Source organism: Streptomyces sp. NPDC013317 (assembly GCF_055563155.1).
Window position 1 is genome coordinate 165,977 of the sequence record NZ_JBVHDX010000007.1, and the last position, 12,335, is coordinate 178,311.

Genomic DNA, 12,335 nt, shown 5'->3' on the forward strand with positions numbered 1-12,335 from the left:
ACCCTGGCCGAATGCGTAGTGAAACCCCTTCGGCCCCGTCGGACGAGAGCGCTCCGGGTGACGGCCTCGTCCGCGCCGGTGCGATTGTCTTCATCATCGGCGCGGTGGCGACGCTGGTCACGGTCGCGCCGCTGTTCCTGGGCACCGACCCGTTCCCGCCGATCGCGTACGCCGTGTGCATGCTGATGGGCGTCGGTTTCCTCGTCGCGGGTGCCGGCGTGCTGCGCTCGATCGGCGCGCAGCGGCGCCAGGCGAGGGCGGCCGCGGTTCAGGGCCGGTAGGCCTGGTACCCCTCCAACCAGGTACGGAACGCGGTCAGGTCGGGCAGCACGACGTCCGCGCCGGCCGCGCGCAGCTCGGCCTCGTCGCACGGTCCGGTCGCCACGGCCACCGACAGGGCGCCCGCGTGCGCTGCGCCGCGCACGTCGCCGGTGTGGTCGCCGACGTACACGCCCGCGCCGTACTCGCGCAGCGCCTCCGCCTTGCCCTCGGCCCACAGTCCGCCGATGACGGCGTCGGGGTCGATGCCCAGGTGGGAGAGGTGCAGCTTGGCGTGGGGCTCGTTCTTCGCGGTGACGACGATGGCCCGGCCGCCCGCCTCGCGAACGGCTTGAATCGCATCCCCGGCGCCCGGCAGCGCGAGCGACGGCTCGATCGCGTACGTCGGGTAGAGCGCGCGGTACTGGGCGACCCGCTCCACGATCTCCGCCTCCGGGAACCAGTGGGCCAGCTCGTGCTCCAGCGGCGGCCCGAGCCGCGAGACCGCCAGATCGGCGTCGATCGGGACGCCCACCTGCGCGGAGAAGGCCTCGTAGGTGGCCTTGATGCCCGGGCGGGAGTCGATCAGCGTCATGTCCAGGTCGAAGCCGACGGTCAGCGGGAGTCGCGGGAGAGTCATGGGTGACATTGTGCCCGGGTGTTCGAATACGGCCGCTGCTTGGACTGTGCCACCGGCCGGCTCCACTGAGCCACGGCTCACCGAGGCAGTCGCCCTGTTCCGCAGCACCCGCATCTGCGTGCGTGGCGCGGCGGGCTGCACGCGACGCGCCCCGTGCTCATCGGGATCGGGATCGGCTTCGCGATCGCGCTGCGCTCGCTGATCAACCTGTTCATGACCAAGGGCGACCGCCTTGTCGCCCAGCCGGACTCGGGCGCGGGCGCGGGGGCTAGCGGGCCCGGCGGGCGCGCCAGAGGAGGAAGGCCGCGGAGGCCAGCGCCGCGGCCTTCACGGTCCACGGCCAGGTCTCCGAGAGCGCCGCACCCATCGCCTCTCCGCCCTTCGCGACCGGCTCCCCCCAGCGGCCCTGCACGCGGCCCCACAGCCAGACCGCGCCCGCCGTGGCCGCCAGGACCGGGAGGAAGACGACCGCCACCCTCGTCTCCGTACGGGACAGGCGGCGCGAGGCGTACGCCAGGAGCCAGCCCAGGGCCAGCGCCAGGAGGTTGCCGAGGACCACGCCTCCGAGCAGAAGGAGCGCGGCCAGCACGAGGACCGGGGCGCCCAGCCGGAAGCCGCCACCGCCCCCCTCCTCCTCCGTCACGGGCCGGCGTCCGCGCAGGACCCGACGCCAGAGCGGCGCCCGCGCCACCGCCCCCGTCTGGGACGCGGCGCCCTCCTCGTCGTCCTCCGTCTCGCCCGGCGGGGGCTTCAGGATCTCCGGGATCTCCACCCCGCCCCGGAACCCCGGCACCAGGCCGTCCCCGGGCAGCGACTCCTCGGGCTCGCCGTCCAGCCGCCACCAGTCCGGCTCCGTGTCCGCCGCGCCGACCTCGTCCGTCCCCGCCAGGTGGGGAGGCGTCGGCCCGGTCCCGGTCCGCGGCTCCGGCACGGTCCTCGCCTCCGGGTCCTCCCGCCCGCCACCTGCCGCGCGGTCCACCACCTCGTCCGGGGAGCCCAGCTCGTCGAGGAGGGTGCGGACGGCCGCCGGACTCTCCCGGCCGTACGTGGCGCGCCGGCGGTCGATCTCGCCCCGGAGCGACGACACGAGCCGCATCCGCTCCCCCGACGGCAGCTGCCGCCGCTGCGCCAGATCGCCCACCCGGCTCAGGTAGTCGAAGACCAACTGGTCGCTCTCGATGCCCACAGTCCCCTCCACGGCCGGTACGCCCCGACGTTAGCGCCCGCGCAGGGGCTAACGTGGGGCGGATGGGGATCGGTGAGCTCGACCGGGAGGCGCACGTGCCCGCAGGAACCGGCGGTGCCGCCGCGCCGCGCACGCTCGCGGAGGCGCTGCGCGCGCGGGGCGACGAAGGGCTCGCCGCGCTGCTGCGCGCCCGCCCCGATCTGCTCTCGCCCGTGCCGAACGACCTGACCCAGCTCGCCACCCGGGCCGGCACCCGCGGTTCCGTGGTCCGCGCGCTCGAACGGCTCGACCGGTTCACGCTCCAGACCGCCGAGGCGCTGGCCGTGGCCCCGGACCCCGCCCCGTACCCCGTCCTCCTCGCCCTCCTCACCGGCGACGACGGCGACCCGGACATCGAGTCGGCGCTGCCCCGCGCCGTGGAGGTGCTGCGCGAGCAGGCCCTGGTCTGGGGCGAGGACGAGCGGCTGCGGCTCGTACGGACCGCGCGCGAGCTGCTCGCGCCGTCCCCGCAGCACCCGTCCCCGACCGGCCTCGGGCCGACCGTCTCCGAGGCGACGGCGGGCATGTCGCCCGGCCGGATCCAGGAGATCCTCGCGGCCGCCGGGCTGCCCGCGACGCACGATCCCGTCTCGGCGGTGGCGGCGCTGACGGAGCTCTTCACGGACCGGGACCGGATGGGCGCGCTGCTCGACACGGCTCCCCCGGACGCGCTGGCGGTGCTCGACCGGCTGGTGTGGGGGCCTCCGTACGGGGAGGTCACGGCGAACCCGGCGCCGCCGGTCCGCTGGCTGCGCGACCGGGGCCTGCTGCTGCCCGCCTCGCCCCGTACGGTCGTCCTGCCCCGGGAGGCCGCGCTGCACCTGCGCGGCGGCCGGGCGCACCGCTCGCCCGAGCCGCACGCGCCCGTGCTCGCCGTCCTGCGCGAGTACCGTCCCCAGGTTGTGGACAACGCTGCGGCCGGCCAGGCGTACACCGCGCTCGCGACGGTCGAGGAGCTGCTCAAGGGCTGGGACCAGGGCGGGCCCGCCGTCCTGCGCGCGGGCGGGATGGCCGTCCGGGACCTCAGACGCACCGCCGCGGCGCTCGACGTGACGGAGCAGGTCGCGGCGTTCTGGCTGGAGCTCGCGTACGGGGCCGGACTGCTCGCCTCGGACGGGGAGGCGGACGAGCGGTACGCGCCGACGCCCGCGTACGACGACTGGCTCGATCTGCCGCCCGCCGAGCGCTGGGCGCGGCTCGCCACGTCCTGGCTGATGGGGACGCGGACCCCGGGGCTCGTCGGCGGCCAGGACGCGAAGGGCCGCGCGCTCTCCGCGCTGGGCCCCGACCTCGACCGGGGCGCGGCGCCGGAGGTGCGGCGCCGGGTGCTCACCCTGCAGGCGACGCTGCCGCCGGGTGCCGCGGCGGACCCGGAGACGCTACTCACCCGGCTGCGCTGGGAGCGTCCGCTGCGGGGCACGACGGCGGGCACCCCGGGCGCGCCGGACGCGGGCTCCGGCGCCGGATCGGGTACGGGCACGGCCCCGGGCGGCCGGGGCGGTGCGGGTACGGCGGGTGCCGCGGTCGGCGGGGCGTACGGCGCGGGCTCCGGCACCGGGCCCGGCAGCGGCTTCGGCACCGGTCCCGGCTCCGCCGTAGGCCCGGGCGTCGGCGTCGCCCACGGGCCCGCCGACCTCCGTTCCCGGCTCGCCCTGTGGACCCTCGCCGAGGCCGAGCTGCTCGGGATCACCGGACGCGGCGCCCTCGCCTCACCCACCAGGGCGCTGCTCAACCTGCCGCTCGCCGAGGCGGTCGCCGAACCCGTCGCCGAGCACGGCGTCGAGCTGTCGGTCGCCGCCTCCCGCGCCGCGACCCTGCTCGGCCCGCTGCTCCCCGAGACCGTCGACCACGTGCTCCTCCAGGCCGACCTCACCGCCGTCGCGCCGGGACCGCTCCGCCGCCCGCTCGCCGACATGCTCTCCGTCCTCGCGGACGTCGAGTCGAAGGGCGGTGCGACCGTCTACCGGTTCACGCCCGGCTCGGTCCGTCGCGCGCTCGACGCCGGACGCAGCGCGTCCGACCTCCAGGACTTCCTGACGGCCCACTCCCGTACGCCGGTCCCGCAGCCGCTCTCGTACCTCATCGACGACGTGGCCCGGAAACACGGCCACCTCCGGATCGGCGCCGCCTCCGCCTACGTGCGCTGCGACGACGACGCGCTGCTCGGCGAGATCCTGGCCGACAAGCGCTCCGCGTCGCTGCGGCTGCGCCGCCTCGCGCCGACCGTCCTCGCCGCCCAGACCGACCCGGCGGCGCTGCTCGACGGGCTGCGGTCGATGGGGTACGCCCCGGCCGCCGAGTCCGCGGCGGGCGACGTCCTGATCACCCGCGCCGACACCTACCGCACCGGCGCCCGCACCGCGCCCGCCCCCGTCCCCGACGGCCCGCCCGCCCCGGACAGGACCCTGCTCGGCGCGGCGGTCCGCGCGATCCGGGCCGGGGACGCGGCGGCGACGGCCGTCCGCAAGGAACGCCCCGAGACCTCTCAGGCCCCGGCGCGGGCCGCCGGCGAGCTGCCCCGCACCTCCCCCGCCGAGACCCTGGCCACGGTCCAGGCCGCCGCCATGACCGGCTCCGCCGTCTGGATCGGTTACGTCAACGCGGAGGGCGCGGCCAGCCAGCGCGTCATCGCCCCGGTACGGGTGGAGGGCGGCTTCGTGACGGGCTACGACCACACGGCGGACGAGGTCCGCACGTACCCCCTCCACCGCATCACGGGCGTCGCGGAACTGGCCGACGACCAGGTCTAGGGGGTGTCGGCCTTGCCCCGCGGACTGACGAGGGCGGCCGGATCGACCTCCACCGCGAACGGCGGGCCCGTAGTGCGGATCATGCGCGACGCTCACCGCTCGCCACCTCCCTCTCGTGGAACCGGCCGCCTTCCGTGTGGCAGCCCCCGCCGACAACGGCCGGACCTCAGGCACACTGGATGTTTGGCCGTGCGGAAGGGATGTACGTACGTGAACGGACCACTCATCGTCCAGAGCGACAAGACGCTGCTCCTGGAGGTCGACCACGAGCTCGCCGACGACTGCCGGCGGGCCATCGCGCCGTTCGCCGAGCTGGAGCGGGCGCCCGAGCACATCCACACGTACCGGGTGACGCCCCTCGGCCTGTGGAACGCGCGTGCCGCCGGGCACGACGCCGAGCAGGTCGTCGACGCGCTCGTCGAGTTCTCCCGCTACCCCGTGCCGCACGCGCTCCTCGTGGACGTCGCCGAGACGATGGCCCGCTACGGGCGCCTCACGCTCTCCAAGCACCCCACCCACGGGCTCGTCCTCACCAGCACCGACCGGCCGGTCCTGGAGGAGATCCTCCGCTCGAAGAAGGTGCAGCCGCTGGTCGGCGCCCGGATCGACCCCGACACGGTGGCCGTGCACCCCTCCGAGCGCGGGCAGATCAAGCAGACGCTCCTGAAGCTCGGCTGGCCGGCCGAGGACCTCGCCGGTTACGTCGACGGCGAGGCGCACGCGATCGAGCTCGCCGAGGACGGCTGGGCCCTGCGCCCGTACCAGAAGCAGGCCGTCGAGGGCTTCTGGCACGGCGGATCCGGTGTCGTCGTGCTGCCCTGCGGCGCCGGAAAGACGCTGGTCGGGGCCGGGGCGATGGCCCAGGCCAAGGCCACGACGCTGATCCTGGTCACGAACACGGTCTCGGCCCGTCAGTGGAAGCACGAGCTGGTGAAGCGGACCTCGCTCACCGAGGACGAGATCGGCGAGTACTCCGGTACGAAGAAGGAGATCCGGCCGGTCACCATCGCCACCTACCAGGTGCTGACGACCAAGCGGAAGGGGATCTACCCCCACCTGGAGCTCTTCGACTCCCGGGACTGGGGCCTGATCGTCTACGACGAGGTGCACCTGCTGCCCGCGCCGGTCTTCAAGTTCACCGCCGACCTCCAGGCCCGCCGCCGGCTCGGCCTGACGGCGACCCTGGTCCGGGAGGACGGCCGCGAGTCGGACGTCTTCTCGCTCATCGGCCCGAAGCGGTTCGACGCGCCGTGGAAGGAGATCGAGGCGCAGGGGTACATCGCGCCCGCCGACTGCGTCGAGGTCCGGGTCAACCTCACGGAGTCGGAGCGGCTCGCGTACGCGACCGCCGAGACGGAGGAGAAGTACCGCTTCTGCGCCACGACGGCGACGAAGCGGAGGGTGACCGAGGCGCTGGTGCGGAAGTTCGCGGGGCAGCAGATCCTCGTCATCGGCCAGTACATCGACCAGCTGGACGAGCTCGGCGAGCACCTGGACGCGCCGGTCATCAAGGGCGAGACGTCCAACGCGCAGCGCGAGAAGCTCTTCGACGCCTTCCGGAACGGGGAGATCAGCGTCCTCGTCGTCTCGAAGGTGGCCAACTTCTCCATCGACCTGCCCGAGGCGACGGTCGCCATCCAGGTGTCCGGCACGTTCGGCTCCCGGCAGGAGGAGGCCCAGCGGCTCGGACGCGTGCTGCGGCCCAAGGCGGACGGGCACCAGGCCCACTTCTACTCGGTCGTCGCGCGGGACACGATCGACCAGGACTTCGCGGCGCACCGCCAGCGGTTCCTGGCCGAGCAGGGCTACGCCTACCGGATCGTGGACGCGGACGAACTGATGGCGGGCGACGGCGGGCAGGCCGGCTAGCCAGCCACCCCCCTGGGCCGGGCGGTCAGTCCATCAGCGCGATCACCGGGGCGATCGCCGCCAGCGCGTACTGGACTCCGATCACCCGCTTGCGCGCGCCCCGGGGGAGGACCGCGCGGGGCGCCACGGCGGCGACGAGGCCGGCCAGGGTGCCGAGGCCCAGCGTCCAGAAGCCGGCGACGGCCGCGGCGCCCATCGTTCCGTCGTCGCCGATGGTGTCCTCCAGCACGACGACCACGGTGGCGATCAGCGAGAGGAAGAGCACCAGGAGGCCGCCGAGGGCGACCAGACGCAGCGCGGTGGTGGATTCGGGCGTCACGGGGGCGTGATCGGCCGTCGCAGGAGCGGGATCGGTCGTCGAGGATTCGGTCGTCGAGGCGGATTCGGTCGTCGCGGGGGCCGTGGTCGTGTCCATGCCCCGATCACATCAGCCCGGGACGCCCGGGGCATGGGCGGTCGTACTCAGTCCGGGCCGCCCACGTACCTGGGGCGCGGGTTGCGCACACCCGCCTCCTCGGCGTACTCGCCGAGGAGGACCACGCTCACGGCGGCGGCGCCGTAGGCGCCTATCGCACGGAGCACGAGGCCGAGGCGGTGCGGGCGGGGGATCGAACGGTGCGTGGTGAAGGTCGCTGAGGTCATGCCTCCATCATGGAATCCGGACATTCCGAACACATCAGGCTGGGGGTGGAACCCTCGTCCACCTCAGGGGGGACCCCACCCCCTACGGGCCGTCCCTCACGAAAACCATTCGCCTCCTCCTGAGGCCCGAAGCTACAATCTCCGACTTCCCCGCCTCCCTCCGTGGAGCGCCGTCGTCCGGTCGGAAACCGGCGGCCGCCCTGACCCGTACGCACACCGGCCCGGAGGCTCCCGCATGTCCACGTCCGTCGATCCGCTCGCGCGCGAACGCGCCCATCTCGCCGACTCGCGCGCCGCGCTGCGGGCGATGCGTGAGGACGTCGAGGCGCTCGACATCAAGGACGTCACCGCGAACTGGGTCAACTCGCTCGTCCTCGGTCGCCAGATCGAGGAGCGCATCAAGGCCCTCGCCGACCTCTCCCACACCCCGCTCTTCTTCGGCCGGCTCGACTACCTGCACACCACGCAGGAGGGCCAGCGCTTCTACATCGGCCGTCGGCACGTCCACGACGCCGACGGGGACCCGATGGTCATCGACTGGCGCGCGCCGGTCTCCCAGCCGTTCTACCGCGCGTCGAAGAAGGACCCGCAGGACGTGGGGCTGCGGCGCCGGTTCGGCTACACGGGCGGCGAGCTCACCGCGTACGAGGACGAGCACCTCTCCGACCCTGCCGAGCAGGAGCGGACGAGCCGGCTGCTCCAGGCCGAGATCGAGCGCCCCCGCGTGGGTCCGATGCGGGACATCGTCGCCACCATCCAGCCCGAGCAGGACGAGATCGTCCGGTCCGGTCTCGGCGGCACCGTCTGCGTCCAGGGCGGCCCCGGCACCGGAAAGACGGCCGTGGGCCTGCACCGGGTCGCGTACCTCCTCTACGCGCACCGGGAGCGGCTCGCCCGCACCGGCACGCTGGTCATCGGGCCGAACCGCTCCTTCCTCCACTACATCGAGCAGGTCCTGCCCGCCCTGGGCGAGCTGGAGGTCCAGCAGGCCACCGTCGACGACCTCGTCGCGCACGTCGAGGTACGCGGCGCGGACGAGGCGGCGACGGCGACCGTCAAGGGCGACGCGAGGATGGCGGAGGTGCTGCGCCGGGCGGTCCGCTCGCACGTCACGCTGCCGGCCGAACCGCTGATGGTGGTGCGCGGCTCGCGCCGCTGGCGTGTCCCCGCGTACGAGCTGGAGGAGACGGTCCGCGAGCTGCTGGACCGGGACATCCGTTACGGCGCCGCCCGGGACGCGCTTCCGCAGCGCATCGCGCACGCGGTCCTGGTGCGCATGGAGCAGGCGGGCGAGGCCCCCGACGACCGGGTGCAGGACGCGGTGGCGCGGAACACGGCGGTGAAGGCGGCCGTGAAGACGCTCTGGCCGCCGGTCGACCCGGCCAGGCTGGTGCTGCGCCTGCTGAGCGACGCCGGGTTCCTCGCCGAGCACGCGGCCGGGATCCTGACCGAGGACGAGCAGAAGCTGCTGCTGTGGGCGAAGCCTGCCCGTTCGGTGAAGTCGGCGAAGTGGTCGGCGGCGGACGCGGTCCTGATCGACGAGGCCAAGGACCTGGTGGAGCGCACGCACTCGCTCGGCCACGTCGTCCTCGACGAGGCGCAGGACCTCTCGCCGATGCAGTACCGGGCCGTCGGCCGCCGCTGCACGACCGGTTCGGCGACGATCCTGGGCGACCTGGCGCAGGGCACCACGCCGTGGGCGACCGAGAGCTGGGCGCAGGCGCTTGCCCACCTGGGCAAGCCGGATGCCGTGGTCGAGGAGCTGACCGCCGGCTTCCGCGTGCCGCGCGAGGTCATCGCGTACGCCTCCCTGCTGCTGCCGCACATGTCACCGGGGCTCGCGGCCGTCGAGTCGGTCCGGGAGAACCCGGGCTCGCTGTCGATCCGCCACCGCGAACCCGCGGAGCTGGACGCGGGCGTCGTGGCGGCCTGCGTGGAGTCCCTGGAGCACGAGGGCTCCATCGGCCTGATCGCCGCCGACGCCCGGATCGAACCGCTCGCCGAGGCGCTGGCGGCGGCCGGGCTCGCCTGCCTCTCCCCCGGTGAGGAGACGACGGCGGAGTCCCGGCTGACGCTCGTCCCGGCCTCGCTCGCGAAGGGCCTGGAGTACGACTACGTGGTCCTCGACGATCCGGCCGCCGTCGTGGACGGCGAACCGGACGAGCGGACCGGGCTCCGGCGGCTGTACGTGGCGCTGACGCGTGCGGTCTCGGGGCTGACGGTCGTCCACTCCTCGCCGCTGCCCGCGCAGTTGGTCGCCTCCTAGGAGGCGAGGAAGGCGCGGACGCCTTGGGAGACCCCGTCGTCGCCGAGCAGCGCGTTGTGGTCCAGGCAGCCCGCGGCGTTGTTGGCGGCGCCGGTCAGCGGCACGCTGGTGTCGGGGTTGATCACCTCGTCGCAGTTCGACCACCAGGTGGCGTACCGCACGGAGCCGGGTGTCTCGTCGCCCTCGGCAAGCTTGTTCTGGACGTAGGAGCCCGGGGTCATGTCGCGGCAGGCCTGGTCCCACAGGGCGCAGGCCCACGCGGTGCTCGTGCCGTGGTTGGGGCCGGCGAGCGAGACCCAGTGGGCCACGGAGGACTGGCCGGCGGCGTCGAACTTCACGTACCAGCGGGTGAGGAGGCTGCCGAAGGAGTGGGCGACGAGGTCCACCCGGCTCGCGCCGGTCCGCCGCTTGACGTCCGCGACGTACGCGGCGAGTTCACCGGCGAGGACCTCGTTGACGGACCGGTGGGTGTCGTAGCCGAAGGAGAACAGCTCGGCGTCGGTGTACCCGTCGGCCTTGAGGTCCTCGCGCAGCCCGCCCCAGACGCCGGGGTCCGCGTTGAATCCGTGGACGAGGACGACGGGGACGCGGGCGTGCGGCGCGGTGGCCGCGGCGGCGGTCGGCGCGGCGGCGGTCGGCGCGGTGGCCGCCGTGGCCGTGGTCGGGACGAGCAGGGACGCGACGATCGCGAGCAGCGGGACGAACCTGACACGGAGTCTCAACACGCTTCCCCCTACGCGGTGTTACGCACGAGTAGTCAGGTGCATGGTGAGGCTTGCGGGTCGGGATGAACAGCCCTGTGCGCGAACCTCACGCGCCGGACGCGAACTCGGGGAGCGCCTCGGTCCACGCGCGGTGGGCGACGGCGGCGAGGACCTCGTTCCTGCCCCGGTAGTAGTGCTCCGTGACCAGGCCCCAGCCCAGCGCCCAGCCCCGGCCGCGGGCCCACGTGGCGTCGTCGACCCGGGCTGCCTCACGGAAGAGCGGCCGGGTCTCGGCGGTGAGGAGCGTCCAGCCCGCCATCATGTCGCAGGCGGGGTCGCCCAAGCCGACCCCGCCGAAGTCGATGACGGCGCTGAGCCGCCCCTCGCGGGTCAGCACATTGCCGGGCAGCAGGTCGCCGTGGATCCAGACGGGTTCGCGGTCCCACTGCGGAAGGCGCAGCACCGCCTCCCAGGCCGCCTCGGCGGCGGCGCCATCGACCGTGCCGTCGGCTCCGAGCTCACGGATCGCGCGGTCGATGTGGTCGCCGGTCCAGTCGGTGACGTGGCCGCGCCGGAAGGACTCCGGACCACCGGTGGCGTCCACGCCCCGCAGCGCGACGCCGAAGCGGCCCAACTCCACTGCGGCGTGTGCCGGATCGGCGATCGGCGCGTCGAACGCGTTGGCGCCGTCGAGCCAGTCGTACACCGACCAGGGCAGGCCGAAGCCCTCTCCGGGCCGGCCCACGCCCACGGGAACGGGCACGGGCAGCGGGAGGTGCGGGGCGAGGTGCGGCAGCCAGCGCTGCTCCTTGACCACGCTGCCCGCGGTCTCGGCGGTCTTGGGCAACCGGACCGCCAGCGCGTCGCCGAGGCGGTACATGTCGTTGTCCGTGCCGGCCGACGCCACGGGCGTGACGGGCAGCCCGGCCCACTGCGGGAACTGGGCGGCGACGAGAGCGCGTACGAGGTCGGCCATGGCGGGGAGGGTAGCCAGCGGGCCCGGGCACGGACCATCGAATTACGGTGGGGGGCGGCGCGACCGCGAGAAGGGTGGACCAGCATGTCCCGTACGACCGTCGTCACCGGTGGGAGCCGTGGGATCGGCGCGGCGACCTGTGTACGTCTGGCGGCAGAGGGGCACGATCTGGTGCTCGGGTACGTCCGTGACGTGGGCGCCGCCGAGGAGACGGCCGCGGCGGTCCGGGCCGCGGGCGCGCGGTGCGTCGTGGTCCGGGCGGACACGTCGGTCGAGGCCGACGTGGAGCGGCTGTTCGACACGGCCGAGGCCGAACTGGGGCCAGTGGACGGCCTGGTGAACAACGCGGGCGTGACGGGCCCGCTGGGGCGGCTCGCGGACGCGTCGACGGAGAACCTGCGCCGGGTGGTGGAGGTCAACCTCCTCGGCTACCTGCTCTGCTGCCGGCGCGCCGCCCGCGACATGGCGGCCCGGGGCGGCGGGGCGATCGTGAACCTCTCGTCCGCCGCGGCGACGCTCGGCAGCCCGGACGAGTACGTCCACTACGCGGCGACGAAGGCGGCGACGGACGCGCTGACCGTGGGCCTCGCCAAGGAGCTGGGGCCGGAAGGCATCCGGGTCAACGCGGTGGCGCCGGGTGTCGTCGAGACGGACATGCACGCGGCGATGGGCGACCCGGACCGCCCGGCGAAGGCGGCCCCCACGATCCCGCTTCGCCGCCCGGGCCGCCCCGAGGAGATCGCGGCGGCGGTGGCCTGGCTCCTGTCCCCGGACGCCTCGTACACGACGGGCACGATCCTGAGAGTCTCGGGCGGCCGCTGAGGGGAACGCACCCCGGGCGAACGCGAGGCGGGCCGGGTGGACGCGAGGCGGGCCCGGCTGGCGCGGGGCGGGCCGGGTGGACGCGAGGACCCCGGCGCACGCGGGGCCCCGGCTGGACGCGAGGCGGCCCCGGCTGGACGCGAGGCGGCCCCGGCTGGCGCGGGGCCCCGGGCGGGCGCGGGG

General features: G+C 74.6%; 11 protein-coding genes. 5 read left to right on the forward strand and 6 right to left on the reverse strand.

Annotated elements, in window-relative coordinates:
* Positions 1 to 11: 11 nt before the first annotated feature.
* A complete protein-coding gene (locus ACZ3IJ_RS20105; protein ID WP_391800385.1) occupies positions 12 to 281 on the forward strand; it encodes a hypothetical protein in 270 nt (89 codons plus the stop codon).
* Here ACZ3IJ_RS20105 and ACZ3IJ_RS20110 read toward each other — a convergent pair.
* Positions 269 to 907: an HAD family hydrolase gene (locus ACZ3IJ_RS20110; protein WP_391800384.1), complete on the reverse strand. Its 639-nt coding sequence runs from the start codon at positions 905 to 907 to the stop codon at positions 269 to 271. The two genes, ACZ3IJ_RS20105 and ACZ3IJ_RS20110, sit on opposite strands and share 13 nt — an antisense overlap.
* A 259-nt stretch (positions 908 to 1,166) precedes the next feature.
* Positions 1,167 to 2,084 carry a hypothetical protein gene (locus ACZ3IJ_RS20115; RefSeq protein WP_467469977.1) on the reverse strand — a complete coding sequence of 306 codons (918 nt, stop codon included), beginning with the start codon at positions 2,082 to 2,084 and terminating at the stop codon, positions 1,167 to 1,169.
* A gap of 62 nt (positions 2,085 to 2,146) precedes the next feature.
* Between ACZ3IJ_RS20115 and ACZ3IJ_RS20120 the strand changes: the two genes are divergently transcribed.
* On the forward strand, positions 2,147 to 4,873 hold the full coding sequence (locus tag ACZ3IJ_RS20120) for a helicase-associated domain-containing protein (protein ID WP_467469979.1): 2,727 nt from the start codon (positions 2,147 to 2,149) through the stop codon (positions 4,871 to 4,873).
* 210 nt (positions 4,874 to 5,083) lie between these two features.
* A complete protein-coding gene (locus ACZ3IJ_RS20125; RefSeq protein WP_467469981.1) occupies positions 5,084 to 6,742 on the forward strand; it encodes a DNA repair helicase XPB in 1,659 nt (552 codons plus the stop codon).
* A 25-nt stretch (positions 6,743 to 6,767) separates the two neighbouring features.
* Here the strand turns inward: ACZ3IJ_RS20125 and ACZ3IJ_RS20130 are convergent, their stop codons facing one another.
* Both ACZ3IJ_RS20130 and ACZ3IJ_RS20135 read right to left on the reverse strand, forming a co-directional pair.
* Positions 6,768 to 7,157, reverse strand: a complete 390-nt coding sequence (locus tag ACZ3IJ_RS20130) for a hypothetical protein (RefSeq protein ID WP_467469983.1) — start codon at positions 7,155 to 7,157, stop codon at positions 6,768 to 6,770.
* Positions 7,158 to 7,204: 47 nt separating this feature from the next.
* Entirely contained in the window at positions 7,205 to 7,384 is a 180-nt protein-coding gene (locus ACZ3IJ_RS20135) for a hypothetical protein (RefSeq protein WP_467469985.1), read from the reverse strand.
* A 235-nt stretch (positions 7,385 to 7,619) separates the two neighbouring features.
* On the opposite strand from ACZ3IJ_RS20135, the gene ACZ3IJ_RS20140 reads away from it, so the two are divergent.
* Positions 7,620 to 9,650 carry a HelD family protein gene (locus tag ACZ3IJ_RS20140; protein WP_467469987.1) on the forward strand — a complete coding sequence of 677 codons (2,031 nt, stop codon included), beginning with the start codon at positions 7,620 to 7,622 and terminating at the stop codon, positions 9,648 to 9,650.
* On the opposite strand, the gene ACZ3IJ_RS20145 is transcribed toward ACZ3IJ_RS20140, so the two are convergent.
* Both ACZ3IJ_RS20145 and ACZ3IJ_RS20150 read right to left on the reverse strand, forming a co-directional pair.
* Positions 9,647 to 10,375 (reverse strand): esterase/lipase family protein, encoded by a 729-nt coding sequence (locus ACZ3IJ_RS20145; RefSeq protein ID WP_467469988.1) that lies wholly within the window; start codon positions 10,373 to 10,375, stop codon positions 9,647 to 9,649. The two genes, ACZ3IJ_RS20140 and ACZ3IJ_RS20145, sit on opposite strands and share 4 nt — an antisense overlap.
* Positions 10,376 to 10,460: 85 nt before the next feature.
* Positions 10,461 to 11,330 carry an aminoglycoside phosphotransferase family protein gene (locus ACZ3IJ_RS20150; RefSeq protein ID WP_467469989.1) on the reverse strand — a complete coding sequence of 290 codons (870 nt, stop codon included), beginning with the start codon at positions 11,328 to 11,330 and terminating at the stop codon, positions 10,461 to 10,463.
* An 84-nt stretch (positions 11,331 to 11,414) separates the two neighbouring features.
* Here ACZ3IJ_RS20150 and ACZ3IJ_RS20155 point away from each other — a divergent pair, with 84 nt between their 5' ends.
* Positions 11,415 to 12,152, forward strand: a complete 738-nt coding sequence (locus tag ACZ3IJ_RS20155; protein ID WP_467469991.1) for an SDR family NAD(P)-dependent oxidoreductase — start codon at positions 11,415 to 11,417, stop codon at positions 12,150 to 12,152.
* The last annotated feature ends 183 nt before the right edge of the window (positions 12,153 to 12,335 follow it).